We start from the raw sequence: 19,181 nt of genomic DNA, 5'->3' as shown, positions 1-19,181 counted from the left end.
GCGGACTGTCCACGGCGCGCGAACGCAACGATTCGTTGCCGCGTCACACGTCCGGGCCTTGAACGCGGCACACTGTGCGGCTGTTCGGCAACCCCCTGGCGGAAGGCGCTCCCGATGACTCCGTTACGTCGTTCCTGCATGGCGGCCCTGGCGCTGCTGTCGTGTCTGTCGGTCCTGCCCACGGCGCAGGCGCAGGGCGCGCCGGCGCCGATCCTCACGCCTTTCACCGTCACCTCGACCGGGCAGGCGCCCGCGCCGTGGCGTTTCAGCACGCTGCCCCACAAGAACGCCACGCGCTTCGCGGTGGAGCGCCAGGACGGCCGTGCCGTGCTGCGCGTCGAGACCGACGACGCCTACGGCAACCTGGTGCATCCGGTGCACGTCACGCTCGACGACGGCGCCACGCTGGCCTGGCGCTGGCGGGTCGATCGCTTCGTCGAGGGGGCCGACCTGCGCACCCGCGCGGGCGACGACGGTGCCGCCAAGCTCTGCGTGTTCTTCGCGCTGCCGACAGACCGCCTGCCCTTCGGCGAACGCGCCCGCCTGGCGCTGGCGCGCAGCGCCACGGGGGAGGACGTGCCGAGCGAAACGCTGTGCTACGTGTGGGACGAGAAGGAGGCGCGCAACACCGCGCTGGTCAACGCGTTCACCCAGCGCATCCGGATGCTGGTGCTGGAATCCGGCCCCGCCGCCGCCGGCCCCTGGCGCAGCGAGCGGCGCAACCTGCTGGCCGACTACCAGCGGGCCTTCGGCGCGGAGGCCGGCGGGCTGCAGCCCGACGTGGTGGGCGTGGCGGTCTCGGCCGATGCCGACAACACCGGCGGCCACGGCCTGGCCTACTTCGCCGACCTCGACCTGCGCGGCACGCAGGCCGGACCGTCGATGCAGACGGTGCACGGCCCCTGAACCGTCAGGGCCTGTTCACAGCCCCTAGCGGGCGATGGTCTTGCCCGTGGCCACGTCGGTCACCTTGCCGTCGACCAGGCTGATGCGGTAGATCTCGCGCGTCACGTTGCCGGCGAAGGCCAGCTCGACGATCGACACGTCGCGGAAGGTGGTGGCGATGCCCTCGGGCAGTACGGCGTTGAACTTGGCCGCTTCCTGGTTCATCGCCGCCTGCACCGCGGGCGTGAAGGGCGCCATGCTGTAGACCAGCGTGTTGTGCGGGTTGTGCGAACGCAGTTCCTTGCCGTCCTTGACCACGTTCACCCCGCTCACGCCCACGGTCTTCACCAGCTCGCGGCCGGCCTCGCCCATCTTGGCGTAGACCGGTCCGGTCACGCGCGGCAGCGGGCCGTCGCGCAGCGGGGCCATGGCGGCGGTGGTCAGGGTGTTGTAGGCCATCAGCGCCTCGAAGCCGGGACCGGTCTTGACGACGCCCAGGTCCAGCCACCAGGGGCGGCCCGCGTCCTTGGCGGCCTCGGTCGTGTAGAAGGTCTTGAGCGTCAGCGCGATCGGCGCGGGCGGCTTGGGCAGCGCCTTGAGCATCTTCAGCGGCGTGCCGGGGTCGGCGCTGTGGATGTGCACCACCGTCACGTGCGGGATGTTGAAGTTCTGCGCTTCGGCCTGCAGGCCCAGGCGCACCAGGTCCTGGCGCAGCACCGGGTACACGCGGGCGTCGAGCACCTCGTTCACTTCCTTGGGCAGCCGGTAGACCACGCCGTAGGTGGCGGTGTGGGCGCGGAATTCGGGCTGGCCGATGGCGCTGTTGTCGATGGCGGGCGCCGACGGACCGGGGGCGCTGCAGGCCGTGAGGAACGAACCGAAGACGACGGCGAGGGCCAGGGGCCGGAGGGTGCGGATCATTGGGAAAACTCCATTTTCAAAGACGCGGCGGCTGGTGGCCACCGACGAGGCGAGGCCCTGCGCAGGCGGATTCCTGCGCAGGCGTTGGGAACGGGGGACGTCAGGCGGGCAGCGAAGGCGAGGCGGGCGGGGCCGCGATCGCGGCATCGTCGCTGCGGTCCTTGAGCTGCACGCCGGTGAGCTGCAGGCGCTTGGCTTCGCGGGCCAGCCACCAGAAGCGGCGGGCGGCGGTTTCGGGGTCCAGGCCCTCGGGCCGGATGTTCGAGATGCAGTTGCGCTCGGCGTCGTGGCGGCCGACCGCGGGTCGCCAGGTCAGGTACAGGCCCAGGCTGTCGGGCGAGCTCAGGCCGGGGCGCTCGCCGATCAGCATCGCCACCAGTTGCGCGCCGAGCAGCGCGCCGGCCTCGTCGGCCAGGGCCACGCGCGCCTGCCGCGCGATCACCACCGGGCCGAGGCGCCAGTCGGCCGGCGCGTGCGTGCGCAGCGCGGCGATCAGCGCGCGTGCGTTGCGCTCGACCGCCAGCGAGGAGAGACCGTCGCCCACCACCAGCAGCAGGTCGCAACCGGCCACCGGGCTCGGGCCCGCGGCCGCGCGCAGCGCCTGCACGCTCGCATCGTCGAGGCGCCGTCCCAGGTCGGGCCGCAGCAGGTAGGCCGCGCGATCGGGGGCGGCGCTGTGGACGGGCACGCTGGCCAGCCCGTCGCCGGCCAACGCCTGCGCGAGCGCGTCGACGTCGAGCGCCGCATGCACCGCGTCGCGCGCCTGTGCGTGGGCGAAGCCGAAGCGCAACAGCTCGCCCGTGGGCATGCTGGCGCCGCTGCGGCCCAAAGCCAGCCGGGCCGCGGTGTAGGCGCGCAGGTCGTCCCAGGGATCGGCATCGGTCATGGCGTGCCTCCGTCGCCGATGCGCAATTGGCGCATCTGCTGCAGCGCCGGGTGCTGCGCCGTCAACGGCCGCATGCGGCCACTCGCATCGCTCAGCTGCATCGCCTGCAGCCAGGCCTCGAACTCGGGGGCGCGCTTCAGGCCCAGCACCTCTCGCAGGTAGAGCGCGTCGTGGAAGGAGGTGCTCTGGTAGTTGAGCATGATGTCGTCGGCGCCCGGCACGCCCATCAGGAAGGTCAGGCCGGCCGTGCCCAGCAGCGTCATGAGCGCGTCCATGTCGTCGGAGTCGGCCTCGGCATGGTTGGTGTAGCAGACGTCGCAGCCCAGCGGCAGGCCCATGAGCTTGCCGCAGAAGTGGTCCTCCAGGCCGGCGCGGATGATCTGCTTGCCGTCGTACAGGTACTCGGGCCCGATGAAGCCGACGACGGTGTTCACCAGCAGCGGCCGGAACGCGCGCGCCACCGCATAGGCGCGCGCCTCGCAGGTCTGCTGGTCGACGCCGTGGTGCGCATCGGCCGACAGCGCGCTGCCCTGGCCGGTCTCGAAATACATCACGTTGTCGCCCAGCGGGCCGCGTCGCAGCGACAGCGCGGCCTCGTGCGCCTCGCGCAGCAGCGCCAGGTCGATGCCGAAGCTGGTGTTGGCCTTCTGGGTGCCGGCCACCGACTGGAACACCAGGTCGACCGGCGCGCCCTGCTCGATCATCTGCAGGGTGTTGGTCACATGCGTGAGCACGCAGGACTGCGTCGGGATGCCCAGCTTGGCGATCAGCTCGTCGAGCATGTGCACCAGCCGCGTGAGCGCGGGCAGGCCGTCGGTCGCGGGGTTGATGCCGATCACCGCATCGCCCGCGCCGTAGAGCAGGCCGTCGACCATCGAGGCCGCGATGCCGCGCAGGTCGTCGGTCGGGTGGTTGGGCTGCAGCCGCACCGCCAGGTGGCCGGGCAGGCCGAGGGTGTTGCGAAAACGCGTGACCACGCGGCACTTGCGCGCCACCAGGATCAGGTCCTGCTGGCGCATCAGCTTGCTCACCGCGGCCGCCATCTCGGGCGTGATGCCGGGCGCCACGTGGGCCAGCATGGCGCTGTCGGCCGCCTCGGACAGCAGCCAGTCGCGAAAGTCGCCGACCGTGAGGTGCGCGATCGGCGCGAAGGCCGCGGCGTCGTGCGTGTCGACGATCAGCCGCGTGACCTCGTCGCTTTCGTAGGGCACCAGCAGTTCCTCGAGGAAGCGCCGCAGCGGCACCTCGGCCAGGCACATGCGCGCCGCCATGCGCTCCACCGCCGTGGCCGCCGCCAGCCCGGCGAGCACGTCGCCCGAGCGCGCCGGCGTGGCCTTGGCCATCAGCGTGCGCAGGTCGGCGAAGGCCCAGGTGGCGGTGCCGAGGGTGTGGCGGTAGGGCATGGCGCGGGTCCGTGGGGGCTCAGGCGACGATCACGCGTTCGCAGGCCTTGCGCAGGCCGGCCAGCGCCGCCACGCCGCGCGCCTTGGCGTCGGTCACGATGACGTCGATGTCGGCGCAGCGCGCATAGGTCACGCGGCTGGCCACGCCGATCTTGCTGTGGTCGGCCAGGATCACCAGCTGCTGCGCCTGCTCGGCCATGGCGCGCGCCACCGCGGCCTCGTGGTGCTCGAAGCTCATCGCGCCGTGCTTGGCGTGCAGGCCCACGGGCGACATCAGCGCCACGTCGACCCGGAAGCGGCGGATGTCCTCCAGCGTGCCGTCGCCGTGCGTGGCCTGCGTGCCCACGTCGATGCCGCCGCCCAGCAGGCGCACCGCGTTGTGCGAGCTGCGGCCCTCGTCGGCACCGGCCAGCTTGAGCGCGATGTTGAGCGAGTTGGTGATCACCGTCATGCCGCTGAGCATGGCGATCTCCTCGGCCAGGATCGCGGTGGTGCTGCCGGCGTCGAGGAACAGCGTCTGGCCCGGGCGCAGCAGGCCCACCGCGGCCTTGGCGATGGCGCGCTTCTCCTTCTGGCGCGCCACCAGCCGCACGGCCAGCGGCGCCTCGGGCTCGGGGCCGGTGGCCACGGCACCGCCGTGCACGCGGCGCAGCTCGCCCGTGCCTTCGAGCTCGAGCAGGTCGCGCCGCACGGTCTCGCGCGAGACCGAGAGGTCCTGCACGATGCGCTCGACGCTCACGCGCGAGAAGGTGGCCAGCAGGTTGCGGATGCGCAGGAATCGTTCTTCTTGAAGCATGGTGGACAAAACGGTACGGGTTTCAGTGGGCGGCCGGCACGGGGCGGCGCGTGAGCAGGTGCAGCAGCAGCGCCATCGCGCCGACCACCGCCATGATGCAGGTGGAGAAGGCCGCGGCCTGGGAGGTGAAGCCGGCCTCGTCGAGCCGCATCACCGTGACCGCGCTCAGCGTGAGCGAGGGCGTGATCAGGAAGATCACGGCCGACAGCGTGACCATCGAGCGCATGAACAGGAACACCGCGATGGCCAGCAGCGTGGTGCGCAGCGCGGGCCAGTAGACGTCGGCCAGCACGCGCGCCACGCCGCCGCCCAGCACCGTGGTGGCGTCTTCGAGGGCGACGGGGACGGTGCGCATGCCCGTCATCATGCTCACAAATCCCTGCGTGTGGTGGTGGTAGTAGTTGCACATCGCCAGCAGCACCGCGCTGCCGTAGAGCAGGCCCCAGGGCATGGCGGCCGAATTGAAGGTGAAGACATAGGCCAGGCCCAGCACCAGGCCGGGCACGGCCACCGGCAGCGCGCTCAGCAGCCGCGCCGCGTTGGCGGTGCGCCCGGGCAGCCGCTGCACGCCGAAGGCCAGCAGGAACAGCAGCAGCGTGCCCACCACCGCGGCGATCAGCGAGACCAGGATCGAGGTCCACAGCGGCGCGTAGCCGCCCGCGATCTGGATGTCGTAGTGCTTGAGCGTGAGGTCGAGCCGGTAGGGCCAGAGCCGGATGAAGCTCGCCACCACCACCGTCAGCACCACCGCGTAGATCGCGCCCACGATCAGCAGCGAAGCCGCGAAGAAGGCGCCGTCGCGGGCCGGCCGGGGCTTGGGCACCGGCGGCTGGGCCGATTCGGCGCCCAGGCCGGCCTGGCGCTGCGCCGCCAGGTGCTCGATGGCCACCGACAGCGCGGCCGGCACCAGCAGCACGATGCCGATCACCGCGCCCATGCCGAACTTCATCTGGCCGCTGACCTGGTTGTAGATCTCGGTGGCCAGCACCTGGAAGTTGCCGCCGATCACCACCGCGTTGCCGAAGTCGGTGATGGTCAAGGTGAACACCACGAAGCCCGCGCTCAGCACGCCGTAGCGCACGCCCGGCAGCGTGATGTCGACGAACTGCCGCCAGGGCGTGGCGCCCAGCACCTCGGCCGCGTCGTACTGGCGCGCGTCGCCGTGGCGCAGCGCGGTGCGCAGGATCAGCACCGCCTGCGGCAGCGCGTAGAGCACGTCGGCGATCAGCAGGCCCCAGAAGCCGTAGATCTCGGGCCGCACGCCCAGCGCCTTGCCCACCACGCCGTTGCGTCCCAGCAGGAAGATCAGGCCCAGGCCCAGCACCAGCGAGGGTGCGAGCACCGGCAGCGACATGCCGATGGCGGTGAAGCGGCGCCCGGGCATGCAGGTGCGCTCGATGCCGAAGGCCACCACGAAGGCCAGCAGCAGCGTGACCACCGTGGTCGCGCCGCCCAGCAGCAGGCTGTTGCCCAGCGCGCGCCAGACGCCGGGCGTGTCCCACAGGGCCGCGTAGTTGCCCAGTCCGATGCCGCCACTGGCGCCGTCCTGCACCAGGCTGCGCCAGGCGATGGCCAGCATCGGCAGGCCGAAGAACAGCAGCAGCCCGGCCAGCGGCAGCCACAGGCAGGCGCGCAGCAGCCAGCGGTCGGCGACGTGCAGGGGCAGCGAGGGCGTCATGCGCGCACCCAGCTGCAGTCGGCCGCGCCGACCGCGAGGAAGACGCTCTGGCCCGGCTGCAGCGGGACCGCGCTCGAGGTCTCGGCCAGCAGGTCATGCTCGTTCCAGCGCAGCCGCACGCGCTGGATGCTGCCCAGGAAGGAGATGTCCGTGACCTGGCCCACCGCTTCCGAGGCGGCGCCGAGCCGGATGCGCTCGGGCCGCACGCACAGCAGCGCCTCGGCCTCGGCGAGGCCCGCGGGCAGCGGCGGCAGCGCCGGCACCCACTGGCGCGCCAGCGCGGGCGGCAACAGGTTGCTGTGGCCCATGAAGTCGGCCACGAAGCGGGTGCGCGGGCGCAGGTAGAGCTCCTGCGGCGCGCCCTGCTGTTCGATGCGGCCGTGGTTCATGCAGACGATGGTGTCGGCCATCGACATGGCTTCCTCCTGGTCGTGCGTGACCATCAGCGTGGGGATGCCCAGGCTGCGCTGCACCTCGCGCAGCTCGCCACGCAGGTCGGCGCGCACCCGCGCGTCGAGCGCCGACAGCGGCTCGTCGAGCAGCAGCAGCGAGGGGTTGACGGCCAGCGCGCGCGCGATCGCCACGCGCTGCTGCTGGCCGCCCGAGAGCTGGCCCGGAAAGCGCGCGCCGAAGGCCGGCAGCTTGACCATGTCGAGCAGCGCGGCCACGCGCTTGTCGATGGCGGCCGCGTTCTCGCCGCGGATGCGCAGGCCGTAGCCCACGTTCTGCGCCACCGTCATGTGGGGGAACAGCGAATAGGACTGGAACACGATGCCGAAGCCGCGCTCGCGCGCCGGCATCCGCGCCAGGTCGCGGCCGTGGAGCGACACGCTGCCGCCATCGGCGGCCATCAGGCCCGCGATGATGCGCAGCAGCGTGGTCTTGCCGCAGCCGCTCGGGCCCAGCAGGCAGACGAATTCGGCGCCCCCCACGTCGAGTTCGATGCGCTCCAGCGCGGGCTGGCCGCCGAAGCTTTTGTGGAGGTTCCTGATCTGCAGTGCCATCTTGTTGCTGTTCCTTCTTGAGCTTGCGGGGCGCCTCAGGCCGGCGTGGACAGGCCCATCGCGGGGTCGCTGATGCCGTCGGCGCCGGTCTCCACCCGGCCCGCGAAGCGGCGCAGGTAGAGGTCGCCGTCGTCGACGTTGGCGCTCACGACGAAGTCGTACCACTGCCGGCTGTAGCTCAGGTCCCAGCGCTGCTGCACGAGCTGGCCGGGCGCCAGCGTGAAGGTCCAGGGGCCGTCGGTGCGGTAGGCGGCGGGCGCGATGCGCACGGTGCAGGCGATGTTGCCGAGGTTCTGCAGTTCGAGGTAGACCTCGCCGTTGGCCGTGTCGTAGCAGACGCGGGTCTCGGGCAGGCCGACGCCACCCGCCAGCCTGGCGGGCAGCTTGCCGCGGAAGCGCCGGAAGAAGCCGTTGGGGCCGAACACCGACAGGTCGTAGCCGCCGTCCCTGGCCACCGCCCAGCTGTCGTTGAGCATCTTGCCGGCCTCGACCGTGTAGCGGCGCGGCACCGCGTTGAGCGCGAGGTGGTTGTAGACATGGAACACCGCGCCGGCCTTGCCGGTGTTGCTGAACACCAGCCAGAACTGCTGGCGCTCCACGTCGGGCCGGCCGCTGGTGTGCAGCTCGTAGGGCAGGGCGCGCGAGTGGCGCACGCCGGAGGCCTGCACCGGCAGGCTGCCGGTGCCCGGCGCGGGTGCCGTCGGCGTCGGCAGCAGCAGCTGCTTCGCGATGGCCGCATCGGCCTCGGCGCTGGTGATCACCGGCAGCGCGGGCATCGCCGCATTGGGCGTGGCGAAGTTGAAGCAGGACAGCAGGTCGCTGCTGACCGCGCGGCGCCAGGCGCTGATGTTGGGCTCGACCACGCCGAAGCGGACTTCGAGGAAGCGGATCACCGAGGTGTGGTCGGCGACCTGGGAGTCGACCCAGCCGCCGCGGCTCCAGGGCGACACCACGTACATCGGCACGCGCCAGCCCATGCCGTAGGGCGAGCCGCGGTAGGGCGCCTTGAGCTCGTTGCGCTCGCCCAGCGTCGACACCGTGCTCTGGCCGGCCTGCGTGCCGTCGTCGTTGAGCGAGGGGATGGCGGGCGGCGGCATGTGGTCGAAATAGCCGTCGTTCTCGTCGAACATGACGAACAGCACGGTCTTGCTCCAGACCGCCGGGTCGGCCGTGAGCGCGTCCAGCACGCGCGAGGTGTATTCGGCACCCCACAGCGGCGACGAGGGGCCGGGGTGTTCGGAGTACTTGGCCGGCGCCACGATCCAGCTGACCTGCGGCAGCGTGCCGCCGGTCACGTCGGCGCGCAGGTCGTCCAGCGAGCGGGTCGACAGCGCGCGGGCCTTGAGCGAGGCCTGGGCCGCGTTCGGCGTGGCGGTGTAGTAGGCGTTGCGGTAGTTGGTGAAGCCTTCGAGCGGGTTGTCGGTGTAGTTGTCCGCCATGTCCTGGTAGACCTGCCAGCGGATGCCCGCGGCCTCCAGCCGCTCGGGGTAGGTGGTCCAGCTGTAGCCCGGCGCGTTGGCGAGGTCGTCGTTGGTGTTGTCGATGGCCGGACCGCCGCCCTGGCCCAGCGGGTCGTTGGTGCCGGTCCAGAGGAACAGCCGGTTCGAGTTGGTGCCGGTGAGTTCGCTGCAGTGGTAGGCATCGCACACCGTGAAGGCGTTGGCCAGCGCGAACTGGAAAGGCATGTCGCTTTCCTTGTAGTGGCCCAGGGCGCGCGCCGTCTTGGCCGCCACCCACTGGTTCATGCGCCCGCCGTTCCAGGCTTGCTGGCCGTCGGCCCAGCTGTGGGCCATGCCGGTGGTGCGCTGCGCGCTGGTGAGGGTGGTGTCGTAGTGGAAGGGCAGGCAGGTCGCGCTGCCGCTGGTGGCCGGCTGGTTCCAGACCGGCTGGCCGTTGGCCAGCGGCACCGGGAAGCGGTCGCCGAAGCCGCGCACGCCGCGCAGCGTGCCGAAGTAGTGGTCGAAGGAGCGGTTCTCCTGCATCAGGATCACCACGTGCTGCACGTCGTTGATGGTGCCGGTGTCCTGCGCGGCGGGGATGGCCAGCGCGCGCCGGATGCTGGGCGGCAGCAGGCCCATCGCGGCCGCGGCGCCGGCCGTGCCGGTGGCGGCGCGCAGGAAGCCGCGGCGGCTTGGCGAATGGTCGTCGTTCTTCTTCATGGACGGATCTCGGGAACTCAGGGCGCGCAGCGCACCGATGCGGGGCGCCGGGGCGGGGTGGAAGGGTCTTGCGGCGTTTCGCCCGGCGGCGTCAGTGCGTCGGCGGGCGGGCCGGCGGTGGCCGGGTCGTTGGGCGTGACCACCACCAGCGGCGTGTCGCCGCCAGGTTTGTTGTCGCCCGTGGCCGGGCCGGCGGGCGCGGCGCCGCCGCTGCCACCGCCGCAGGCGGCCAGCGCGCCGGCGAGCGCCGCGGTCGAGAGCCACCGCCAGGCGGCGGGGCGCGAAGGCAGGGCGGTGCCGGGCGTCTGCATGCGGGCCTCCGTCATGGCAGCAGCGTGGTGATCGACTTGCCCGAGCGCGCGATCGAGGTGATCTCGGCCGGTGTCAGCGCGCGGTTCCAGCTGCCGAATTCGCTGTAGTCGAAGCGGCCGCCGATGGTGTTGCTGGCGTTGCCGTTGCGGTAGTTCGGGCCGTAGCCGCCGTCGCCGTCCTCGTTGAGCGAGAAGCCCTTGTTGAGGCCGTTGAGCGCCGCCACGTAGTCGGCCGTCAGCGTGCCGGAGCTGCTCTGCATGCCCAGCACCGGGTCGAACACGTAGTAGGTGGCCTTGAGGGTCGGGATGTCGACCGTCATCGCGGCGTAGACCCAGGTGTTGGCGCTGAAATTCAGGTCCTTGTCGCCCAGGCGCGCGCCGCCCTTGCCGATGTTGAAGCGGATGGCGCTGCCGTACTGCCCCAGCGCGATGCCGGGGTTGGAACCGCTGCCCCAGTCCTTGTTCGACACGATCGGCATGCCCGAGCGCGTGGCGTCGGAGCGGAACCAGAAGCCGAAGCTGAAGGAGGTGCTGGTGCTGGTGACCTTGGCGGTGGGAATGCGCAGGCCGCCGTCGCAGGATGCGCAGACCGTCGGGCCGGCGTAGTTGGTCGAGGCCAGCGCGCGGCCCGTGCCCTTGAAGGGCGCATCGCCGGCGGCGGTGTAGACCGGCGCGGCAGCCGTGACCCAGGGCGTGAAGACCGTGCCGGCGTCGATGCCGTCGGCCAGCGTGCCCTGCAGCGCGAACAGGTGCGTGAGACCGTCGCGCAGGCTGGCGAGCAGCTCGATCGGCGGCTCCGGCTTCTTGTAGTCCAGCGTGGCGCGCAGCGAGGTCGGCACGCTGCCCGCCACCACCGTGTAGTTGTAGGTGTAGAAGCCGCTGGCCGCGGGCTTCATCGCCGTGTCCTCGTAACGGGTGGCGTTGGCGGGCAGCGTGGCCAGCACTTCGCCGTCGCGCAGCACCGTGAGCGCTGCGGGCGGCGTCGGCAGGGTCCAGCCCAGCACCACGCCGCTGCGGGCCTCGTTGGTCGCGGCCTGGAGCTGCCGCACCGCCGACGGGCCCACCAGCGGGCTGCCGTCGATGGCGTAGGCCTTGGCGGCGGGGCGGGCCGACAGGTGGGTCAGCAGCGTGGGTGCGATGTCGGTCGCGGCCGCGTAGGCGTACCAGGGCGTGATCGCCGTCGGCAGGGTCGTGGGCGCGGTGAGCGCGAGGTTGGCGGGGCGGTCGAGCGCCACGAAGGTGGCGAGGTTCGACGGCACCGGAATGCCGTCGGCGACGCCGGTGGCGCCCAGGCCGTGGGTGCCCGCGACGATCACCAGCCAGTCCTCCTCGGGGTGCGCCTGGCGGCGGCTGGCCAGCGTGGCGCGCACGGCGGCCAGGCGGCGGTCCAGCGTGGCCAGCGCGTTCTGGTAGTCGCTGCCGTAGCCCGCGACATCGGCGACCTGCGCCGGGCCCTGGAAGTCGGCCACCACCAGTGCGTAGTCGCCGGAAGCGATGGCGGCCGAGGTCTCGCTGCCCACGCAGGCGTCGTCGCCGGCGCAATCCTTGGCCAGGTCGAGGTAGCCCGCCGCGCGGTCGGCGCGCAGCAGCTGCGGCAGGCCGCCCCAGCTGGCGATGGTGGCGGTGCGGGCACCGGCCTGCACCGCCTTGAGCTGCTTGAACACCGTGTCGGCGCTGAAGGCCTGGCCTTCGTAGTTGGAGCGGATCTCGTGGCGGTCGGCCCAGGTGCCGGTCAGCAGCGTGGCCCAGCCCGGTCCGGCGGTCGCCTGCTGCTGCGTGGCGCGGCCCATGACGCCGCCGGTGTAGGCCGGCAGCAGCGTGCCCAGGCCTTGCAGCGTCGGCATGCGCGTCGCGGCCAGCGCCTGCTGCAGGGCTTCATATTGCACGCCGTCGACGCCGATCAGCAATGCCTTGCTGACGGGCGCCGGCGTGGGTGGCGGCGCCGGGGGATCGACCGGTGTCACGGGCGGCGCGGGCGGCTGGTCGGGCGTGCCGGTGTTGCCGCCACCGCCGCCACAGGCGGCCAGCAGCAGGGCCAGGCTCAGGCCGATCGCGGCGCGGCCGAGGCGGGCGTGGGTTGGAGGTTGTTCTCTCACGGGAAGGCTCCGTCGACGACAGGAAAGACAGGCGCGTCGGCGGCTCGGTGCCGCGTGCGCCGGGAAATCGGGAAAAGGGAAGAGAAGGCGGTCGCACCCGGGGACCGCCGCGGCGGGTGGCCGCTCAGCGGCCGATGTTCTTGGTCCAGGCCGAGAGGATCGCGTCGCGGTCCTTGGCCGATTGCGCGAAGTCCATCTTGTAGAGCACGGTGCTCAGGTCGGCCGGCAGGCCCGCGGCCTTGGCGGCCTTGGATTGCGGCGCGCCCGGGATCGTGACCATTTCCTTGTACTTGGTGTAGAGCGCGGTGGCGCCGGGCGACAGCGTCCAGTCGAGGAAGCGCTGCGCGTCGGCCTTGTTGCGCGCCTTGGCCATCAGGCCCGAGGCCTCGAGCTCGTAGCCCGCGCCGTCGCTCGGGATCACCATCTTCACGGGATAGCCTTCCTCCACCGACTGCATCGCGGCGAAGGCCAGCGAGGTGCCGATGGCGAACTCGCCGGCGCGCGCGGCCTTGCAGGGGCGCGAACCCGACTTGATGTACTGCGCCACGTTGCCGTCGAGCGTCTTCAGGAACTTCCAGCCTTCGTCGCTGCCCTTCGATTGCAGCAGCGCCGCGATCTGCAGGTAGCCGGTGCCCGAGGACACCGGGTTGGGCATCACGACCTCGCCCTTGTAGACGGGGTTGCTCAGGTCCTTCCAGCTGGTGGGCATGGGCAGGTTCTTGGCCTTGAGGACTTCGGTGTTGACGCAGAAGGCGCCCACGTAGCCGGTGGTGGTGAACCACTTGCCGTCGGCGGCCTTGTTGGCGGACGCCAGCTTCTCGCTGCCCTTGGCCGCATAGGGCTCGAGCAGCGCGGTGATGCGCGGGTCGAGCATGTTGGTCAGCGCCCAGCCCCAGATCACGTCGTGCTGCGGGTTGGCCGACTCGGCCAGGATGCGCGCACCCAGGTCGCCGGTCGACAGGCGCAGCACCTTCACGTCGACATCGGGCATGTCCTTCTTGGCGGCCGCGACATAGTCCTTGATCTCGTCTTCCTCGAGCGCCGAGTAGACGGTGATGGTGCCGGCGTGCGCGGCGGCGGCCAGCAGGGCGGCGGCGAGCACGGTGGTGGTGCGGAAGCGGGAAGCGAAGGAAGCGATGGTGGACATGGAGGGCTCCAGAGTGCAGTGATCGGAAATGGGGCGGAACGGATCGCGGTGCTTCACCAACATTGGGCGAATAATTGCGTTTGTGCGATTACTGGGAATTTGCAAGAATCTCCACAAGCACCATTCATGCCACGATATTGATCGATGCGTATGACAACTCCTTGACAACCTTTCCGCTTCTGCCGAGACCTTTCCATGGCTTCCACGTCCCCTGCTTCTCCGATCGATTTCCCCGCGCTGGCCGGCCAGCTGGCGGACCTGGCGGCCGCGCATTCGCTACGCACTTTCCGTACCGCCCTGGAGGTCGACCTCAAGGCCGATGCCAGCCCGGTCACCATCGCCGACCGCGCGGCCGAGGCCGCGATGCGCGCGCGGCTCGAGGCCGAAGTGCCCACGCACGGCATCCTGGGCGAGGAGCATGGGCGCGTGCGCATCGATGCCGAGCATGTGTGGGTGCTCGACCCCATCGACGGCACCAAGAGCTTCATCACCGGCTCGCCGCTGTGGGGCACGCTGATCGCCTTGGTGCATGGCGGACGCGTCGAGCTCGGCCTGATCGACATGCCGGTGCTGGGCGAACGCTGGATCGGCCAGGCCGGCCGCGGGGCCCGCTGCAACGGGCGCGCGGTGCATGCCAGCGGCTGCACCACGCTGGCGCGGGCGCGCATCGTCACCACCTCGCCCGATGCCTTCGCGGCCGACGAATGGGCCGCCTACGACGCGCTCAGCAAGGCCTGCGCGATGCGCCGCTTCGGCGGCGACTGCTACGGCTATGCGCAGCTCGCGGGCGGCCACGTCGACCTGGTGGCCGAATGCCAGCTGCAGCCCTACGACTACATGGCGCTGGTGGGTGTGGTGGAAGGCGCGGGCGGGGTGATCACCGACTGGCGCGGGCGCGCGCTGTACACCGGCTCCGACGGCCGCGTGCTGGCGGCCGCCACGCCGGCGCTGCATGCGCAGGCGCTGGCGCTGTTGGCCGGCGTGCCCGACAGCGCCGCCTGAAACGGCAACGGCCCGCGCTGGGCGGGCCGTCTTTTCTTTGTCTTCTTCAGCGCGTGGCGATCAGAGGCTGTTCAGGCCCATCGCCGGGTCGCTCACCGAATGCTGGCCGGTTTCCACACGGCCCGCGAAGCGCCGGTAGTAGGCCGGGTCGGCATCGCAGGTCACGGCGAAGTCGTACCAGCGTCCGCTGCCGGCCAGTTCCCAGTGCTGCTCGACCGTGGCGCCGCCCGCCACGGTGGCGGTCCAGGGGCCGTCCTCGCGGTAGGCCTTGGCCTGGATGCTGAACTTCACGGCGTTCTTGCCCGTGTTGTTCATGCTCAGGTAGACGTTGCCGTTGGCGATGTCGTAGCAGACGCGCACTTCGGGAATGGCCGCGTTGGCCGCGCGCAGCGGGTTCAGGTCGCCCTTGAAGTGGCGATGGAAGCCGTTGGGGCCCAGCACCCAGAGGTCGTAGAGGCCGTTGTCGCTCGCGGTGCTCCAGGCGTCGTCCAGCGTCTTGCCGGCCTCCACCATGTAGCGGCGCGGCAGCCGGTCGAGGTGCAGCTTGTCGTAGACATGGAACACCGCGCCGGCCTTGCCGGTGTTGGCGAACAGCAGCCGCGCGTTGCCGCTCAGCGCATCGGCGCGTGCGCTCACGTGCAGTTCGTAGGGCAGGGCGCGCGAGGGGCGGGTGCCCCGGGCCTGGACCGGCAGTTGCGGATTGGCCGGCGGCACGATCTGCGGCAGCGCCTGCTGCTGCGCGCGCAGCGTGTCGGCGTCGCTCTTGCTCTTGCGGCCGGCCAGCGTGGGCAGCACTTCGCTGTTGGGCGTCTTGAAGTTGAAGGCGCTGGTCAGGTCGCCGCACACCGCACGCCGGAACGGGCTGATGTTGGGTTCCTTGACGCCGAAGCGCGCTTCCAGGAAACGCACCACCGAGGTGTGGTCGAAGGCCTGCGAGTTGACCCAGCCGCCGCGGCTCCAGGGCGAGACCACGTACATCGGCACGCGCACGCCCGGGCCGTAGACGCGGCCGTCGGGCTTGGGCTGGTCGGTGGTGCCGGGGGGCGCGGGGTGCGTGAAGCGCTCGAAGTCGATGTCGGCCGCGGGCAGCGTGGTCTTGCCGGCGGCGCTGCCGTCGGGGTTGAGCGAAGGTGCGGCGGGCGAGGGCACGTGGTCGAAGTAGCCGTCGTTCTCGTCGAAGTTGATCAGCAGCACCGTCTTGCTCCAGACCTCGGGCACGGCGGTGAGCGCGTCCAGCACCTGCTGGGTGTACCAGGCGCCCTGCACCGGGCTCGAGGGGCCGGGGTGCTCGGAGTAGGTCGCCGGTGCGACGATCCACGACACCTGCGGCAGCTTGCGGTTCTTGACGTCCTGGCGGAAGGTCTCGAGGAAGCCGCCGTCGGGCATGGTGTTGGCGATGCCCTTGTAGAGCGGGTTGCCGGTGTTGTCGCTGGCCGGGTCGTAGGCGGGCGAGACCACGTTGTCGTCGGAGCTCACCGGCTTGCCCGAGGCGACGTTGGCCTGGCGGTACTGTTTGAAGCCGGCCAGCGAGTTGTCGGTGTAGTTGTCCGGCATGTTCTGGTAGACCATCCAGCTGACCTTGGCCTCTTCCAGCCGCTCGGGATAGGTCTTCCACTGGTAGCCGGTGGCCGGGCTGTCCATGCCGTCCCACTCGTTGTTGACCACGGCCACGTTGGCGCCGGTCGGGCCGTTGGTGCCGCTCCAGAGGAACAGGCGGTTGGAGTTGGTGCCGGTGTGCATCGCGCAGTGGTAGGCGTCGCACAGCGTGAAGGCGTTGGCCAGCGAGAACTGGAAGGGCAGCTCGGCTTCCATGAAGTAGCCCATCGAGGGCACGTTCTTGTAGCGCGGCCACTGGTTCATGCGGCCACCGTCCCAGGCGTCCTGGCCGTTGCTCCACGAGTGCGGCGTGCCGCTCACGCGCTGGGCGTTGCCCTGCGTGCCGTCGAGGTGGTAGGGCAGGATGGGCTTGCCGTTGGCATCGCTCTGCTGCCAGACGTTGAGGCCCTTGGCCAGCGGCACGGTGAAGCGGTCGCCGAAGCCGCGCACGCCCATCAGGGTGCCGAAGTAGTGGTCGAAGGAGCGGTTCTCCTGCATCAGGATCACGACGTGCTCGACGTCCATGATGGTGCCGGTGACGTTGTTCGCCTCGATGGCGAGCGCGCGGCGGATGCTGGGCGGGAAGGCGGCCAGCGTGGCGGCGGCCATGCCGGTGGTGGCGGTGCTGCGCAGGAAGTTGCGGCGTGAGGTCATGGTGTGGTGCCTTGTTTTCTGGACGAGGGGTTCAGGGCGCGCAGCGCATCTCGGGCTTGACGGTGGGGTCCGTCGGCGTGCCGGGGTCGGTCGGCGTGGTCGGCGTCGTGGTGGGCGGTGTCGGCGTGCTGCCACCGCTGCCGCCACCGCAGGCGGCGAGCACGCCGGTCAGCAGTGCGATCGCGGCAGCGGCCGCCAGCCGCCGGGCGGGGGCACGCAGGAAAGAGGGCGTGGAGGTCATCGAGGGTTTCCTGAAATTGAAGGAATGGGGAACCGGGCGTTGAGGCGCATCCATGGAGTTGCAACAAAATCCACAACTACCATTTGCGCCGCAATCTTCTGCCCCGTTCGTGACAGGCGATTGACACCGTGGCGTGGTCGCGCGTTGTTGCAAATGCACCGAGGGCATTGCGGTGGCGGCGATGCGCTCCTAGAATCCACCCCGCTCCGGGGCGCACGTGCAACGTGCTGAGATGGCGATCCCTATCGCCGATCCCGCGAACTTGAACCGGTTAGTACCGGCGTAAGAAGAGCTGCAGTTCCCTGATCCACAGGTCCCTTTTTTCTCGAGGGCCGTGGGTCCGTCGAGCGATTGCGGAGCACCCATTCAAACCAGGAGTGCCCCTCATGAACGCCATCGACAACTTCGCCTCGCTGCTCACGCTCACACGCGAGCCCTTTCCCGCCTCGACCAAGACCTTCATCACCGGCAGCCGGCCCGACCTGCGCGTGCCGGTGCGCGACGTCGCGCTGAGCAACGGCGAGTGCGTGTCGCTTTACGACACCTCGGGCCCCTACACCGACGCCACGGTCGACATCGACGTGCGCCGCGGCCTGCCCGACCTGCGCGGCGCCTGGATCGCCGAGCGCGGCGACACCGAAGGCTACGAGGGCCGCGTGCGCGTGGCGCTCGACGATGGCGGCAAGGGCGAGGAGAGCGAGCGCATCGCGCAGCTGCGCGCCGACGCGGCCGCGCTGCAGCGCGCACCGCGCCGCGCGAAGAGCGGTGCCAACGTCACGCAGATGCACTACGCGCGCCGCGGCATCGTGACGCCCGAGATGGAGTACGTGGCGCTGCGCGAGAACGGCAAGCGCGAGTGGATGGCCGAGTACTTGGCGCACGAGGAACGCGCCAAGCGCGTGGCCGGCAACCCGATGGGCGCGCGCATCCCGAAGATCATCACGCCCGAGTTCGTGCGCGACGAGGTGGCGCGCGGCCGCGCGATCATTCCCGCGAACATCAACCACCCCGAGGTCGAGCCGATGGCCATCGGGCGCAACTTCAAGGTCAAGATCAACGCCAACATCGGCAACTCGGCCGTGACCTCGAGCATCGAGGAAGAGGTGGAGAAGCTGGTGTGGGCCATCCGCTGGGGCGCCGACAACGTGATGGACCTGTCGACCGGCAAGAACATCCACACCACGCGCGACTGGATCGTGCGCAACAGCCCGGTGCCCATCGGCACCGTGCCGATCTACCAGGCGCTGGAGAAGGTGGGCGGCGTGGCCGAGGACCTGACCTGGGCGATCTTCCGCGACACGCTGATCGAGCAGGCCGAGCAGGGCATCGACTACTTCACCATCCACGCGGGCGTGCGCCTGCCTTTTATCCACCTCACGGCCGACCGCATGACCGGCATCGTCTCGCGCGGCGGCTCGATCATGGCCAAGTGGTGCATCGCGCACCACAAGGAGAGCTTCCTGTACGAGCACTTCGAGGACATCTGCGACATCATGAAGGCCTACGACGTGAGCTTCTCGCTGGGCGACGGCCTGCGGCCGGGCTCGGGCGCCGACGCGAACGACGAGGCGCAGTTCGCCGAGCTGCGCACCTTGGGCGAGCTCACGCAGGTGGCCTGGAAGCACGACGTGCAGACCATGATCGAAGGCCCGGGCCATGTGCCGATGCACATGATCCAGGCCAACATGGACGAGCAGCTCAAGCACTGCCACGAGGCGCCCTTCTACACGCTGGGCCCGCTGACCATCGACATCGCGCCCGGGTATGACCACATCTCCAGCGCCATCGGCGCGGCCATGATCGGCTGGGCCGGAACCGCGATGCTCTGCTACGTGACGCCCAAGGAGCACCTGGGCCTGCCGGACCGCGACGACGTGAAGCAGGGGATCATCGCGTACAAGATCGCGGCGCATGCGGCCGACGTGGCCAAGGGGCATCCGGGGGCGCGCTCGCGCGACGATGCGCTGAGCAAGGCGCGCTTCGAATTCCGCTGGCAGGACCAGTTCAACCTCGGGCTCGATCCGGACACCGCGCGCGAATTCCATGACGAGACGCTGCCGAAGGATTCGAGCAAGGTGGCGCACTTCTGTTCGATGTGCGGGCCGAAGTTTTGTTCGATGAAGATCACGCAGGAGGTGAGGGAGTACGCGGCTGCCAAAGGCGTTGCGGAGGCTGAGGCTTTGCGGGAGGGGATGGTGGAGAAGTCGGAGGAGTTTGCGGCGGGGGGTGGGGAGATCTATATCCCGATTCGTTCTGTGGGCTGATTTCGGCGGTGTGCCTTGTTTGCGGGCGGGGCCGGGACTCGCCCCGGCGGGCGACTCACTTTTCTTTGCTTCGCCAAAGAAAAGTAAGCAAAAGAAAGGCGACCCCACCGTCTGCGACCCTTCCGCTTCGCTCCAGGG

15 protein-coding genes and 1 riboswitch are annotated in these 19,181 nt (G+C 70.5%); of the genes, 3 read left to right on the top strand and 12 right to left on the bottom strand.

The features are described from left to right. Positions 1–114: 114 nt before the first annotated feature. Positions 115–906: a DUF3047 domain-containing protein gene (locus QTI20_RS30455; RefSeq protein WP_286556338.1), complete on the top strand. Its 792-nt coding sequence runs from the start codon at positions 115–117 to the stop codon at positions 904–906. 24 nt (positions 907–930) lie between these two features. Here QTI20_RS30455 and QTI20_RS30450 read toward each other — a convergent pair whose 3' ends face one another. The 10 genes from QTI20_RS30450 to QTI20_RS30405 form a co-directional block, all read right to left on the bottom strand. Next, positions 931–1,806, bottom strand: coding sequence for a hypothetical protein (locus QTI20_RS30450; RefSeq protein ID WP_286556337.1), 876 nt, complete (start codon positions 1,804–1,806; stop codon positions 931–933). A 100-nt stretch (positions 1,807–1,906) separates the two neighbouring features. Then, complete coding sequence (gene eutC / locus QTI20_RS30445) at positions 1,907–2,692, bottom strand: ethanolamine ammonia-lyase subunit EutC (protein WP_286556333.1); 786 nt, start codon at positions 2,690–2,692, stop codon at positions 1,907–1,909. Beyond that, positions 2,689–4,095, bottom strand: a complete 1,407-nt coding sequence (locus QTI20_RS30440) for an ethanolamine ammonia-lyase subunit EutB (RefSeq protein ID WP_286556331.1) — start codon at positions 4,093–4,095, stop codon at positions 2,689–2,691. Before QTI20_RS30440 ends, eutC begins: the two co-directional genes overlap by 4 nt. Before the next feature lie 19 nt (positions 4,096–4,114). Continuing rightward, positions 4,115–4,891, bottom strand: coding sequence for a DeoR/GlpR family DNA-binding transcription regulator (locus QTI20_RS30435; RefSeq protein ID WP_286556329.1), 777 nt, complete (start codon positions 4,889–4,891; stop codon positions 4,115–4,117). A gap of 22 nt (positions 4,892–4,913) precedes the next feature. Further along, positions 4,914–6,569: an ABC transporter permease subunit gene (locus QTI20_RS30430; RefSeq protein WP_286556327.1), complete on the bottom strand. Its 1,656-nt coding sequence runs from the start codon at positions 6,567–6,569 to the stop codon at positions 4,914–4,916. Continuing rightward, positions 6,566–7,573, bottom strand: coding sequence for an ABC transporter ATP-binding protein (locus tag QTI20_RS30425; RefSeq protein WP_286556325.1), 1,008 nt, complete (start codon positions 7,571–7,573; stop codon positions 6,566–6,568). Before QTI20_RS30425 ends, QTI20_RS30430 begins: the two co-directional genes overlap by 4 nt. A gap of 35 nt (positions 7,574–7,608) precedes the next feature. Continuing rightward, positions 7,609–9,732, bottom strand: coding sequence for a phosphocholine-specific phospholipase C (locus tag QTI20_RS30420; protein ID WP_286556324.1), 2,124 nt, complete (start codon positions 9,730–9,732; stop codon positions 7,609–7,611). A 17-nt stretch (positions 9,733–9,749) separates the two neighbouring features. After that, a complete protein-coding gene (locus tag QTI20_RS30415) occupies positions 9,750–10,058 on the bottom strand; it encodes a hypothetical protein (RefSeq protein WP_286556323.1) in 309 nt (102 codons plus the stop codon). Next, complete coding sequence (locus QTI20_RS30410; protein WP_286556322.1) at positions 10,055–12,139, bottom strand: LamG domain-containing protein; 2,085 nt, start codon at positions 12,137–12,139, stop codon at positions 10,055–10,057. Before QTI20_RS30410 ends, QTI20_RS30415 begins: the two co-directional genes overlap by 4 nt. 124 nt (positions 12,140–12,263) lie before the next feature. Next, positions 12,264–13,286, bottom strand: coding sequence for an ABC transporter substrate-binding protein (locus QTI20_RS30405; protein ID WP_286556320.1), 1,023 nt, complete (start codon positions 13,284–13,286; stop codon positions 12,264–12,266). Positions 13,287–13,481: 195 nt separating this feature from the next. Here QTI20_RS30405 and hisN point away from each other — a divergent pair, with 195 nt between their 5' ends. Next, positions 13,482–14,288, top strand: coding sequence for a histidinol-phosphatase (gene hisN / locus QTI20_RS30400; protein ID WP_286556318.1), 807 nt, complete (start codon positions 13,482–13,484; stop codon positions 14,286–14,288). Positions 14,289–14,348: 60 nt separating this feature from the next. Here hisN and QTI20_RS30395 read toward each other — a convergent pair whose 3' ends face one another. Both QTI20_RS30395 and QTI20_RS30390 read right to left on the bottom strand, forming a co-directional pair. Beyond that, on the bottom strand, positions 14,349–16,538 hold the full coding sequence (locus QTI20_RS30395) for a phosphocholine-specific phospholipase C (RefSeq protein ID WP_286556317.1): 2,190 nt from the start codon (positions 16,536–16,538) through the stop codon (positions 14,349–14,351). A gap of 31 nt (positions 16,539–16,569) precedes the next feature. Beyond that, positions 16,570–16,779 (bottom strand): hypothetical protein, encoded by a 210-nt coding sequence (locus QTI20_RS30390; protein WP_183027433.1) that lies wholly within the window; start codon positions 16,777–16,779, stop codon positions 16,570–16,572. 197 nt (positions 16,780–16,976) lie between these two features. Continuing rightward, positions 16,977–17,085, top strand: a riboswitch (TPP riboswitch). An 80-nt stretch (positions 17,086–17,165) separates the two neighbouring features. Here QTI20_RS30390 and thiC point away from each other — a divergent pair. After that, positions 17,166–19,043 (top strand): phosphomethylpyrimidine synthase ThiC, encoded by a 1,878-nt coding sequence (gene thiC / locus QTI20_RS30385; protein WP_286556316.1) that lies wholly within the window; start codon positions 17,166–17,168, stop codon positions 19,041–19,043. Positions 19,044–19,181 lie beyond the last annotated feature (138 nt).

This window comes from Variovorax sp. J2P1-31 (genome assembly GCF_030317215.1).
Taxonomy (GTDB): domain Bacteria; phylum Pseudomonadota; class Gammaproteobacteria; order Burkholderiales; family Burkholderiaceae_C; genus Variovorax.
Note: the sequence above shows the minus strand (reverse complement) of the source record. Positions and strands in the feature narration are given on the sequence as shown.

Bases quoted from the DNA above. Each gene is read 5' to 3' on its own strand.
- QTI20_RS30450 (WP_286556337.1), bottom strand. From the start codon at position 1,806: ATGATCCGCACCCTCCGGCCCCTGGCCCTCGCCGTCGTCTTCGGTTCG.
- QTI20_RS30425 (WP_286556325.1), bottom strand. From the start codon at position 7,573: ATGGCACTGCAGATCAGGAACCTCCACAAAAGCTTCGGCGGCCAGCCC.
- QTI20_RS30430 (WP_286556327.1), bottom strand. From the start codon at position 6,569: ATGACGCCCTCGCTGCCCCTGCACGTCGCCGACCGCTGGCTGCTGCGC.
- QTI20_RS30420 (WP_286556324.1), bottom strand. From the start codon at position 9,732: ATGAAGAAGAACGACGACCATTCGCCAAGCCGCCGCGGCTTCCTGCGC.
- QTI20_RS30415 (WP_286556323.1), bottom strand. From the start codon at position 10,058: ATGACGGAGGCCCGCATGCAGACGCCCGGCACCGCCCTGCCTTCGCGC.
- QTI20_RS30435 (WP_286556329.1), bottom strand. From the start codon at position 4,891: ATGCTTCAAGAAGAACGATTCCTGCGCATCCGCAACCTGCTGGCCACC.
- QTI20_RS30440 (WP_286556331.1), bottom strand. From the start codon at position 4,095: ATGCCCTACCGCCACACCCTCGGCACCGCCACCTGGGCCTTCGCCGAC.
- QTI20_RS30405 (WP_286556320.1), bottom strand. From the start codon at position 13,286: ATGTCCACCATCGCTTCCTTCGCTTCCCGCTTCCGCACCACCACCGTG.
- QTI20_RS30395 (WP_286556317.1), bottom strand. From the start codon at position 16,538: ATGACCTCACGCCGCAACTTCCTGCGCAGCACCGCCACCACCGGCATG.
- QTI20_RS30390 (WP_183027433.1), bottom strand. From the start codon at position 16,779: ATGACCTCCACGCCCTCTTTCCTGCGTGCCCCCGCCCGGCGGCTGGCG.
- thiC (WP_286556316.1), top strand. From the start codon at position 17,166: ATGAACGCCATCGACAACTTCGCCTCGCTGCTCACGCTCACACGCGAG.
- hisN (WP_286556318.1), top strand. From the start codon at position 13,482: ATGGCTTCCACGTCCCCTGCTTCTCCGATCGATTTCCCCGCGCTGGCC.
- QTI20_RS30455 (WP_286556338.1), top strand. From the start codon at position 115: ATGACTCCGTTACGTCGTTCCTGCATGGCGGCCCTGGCGCTGCTGTCG.
- eutC (WP_286556333.1), bottom strand. From the start codon at position 2,692: ATGACCGATGCCGATCCCTGGGACGACCTGCGCGCCTACACCGCGGCC.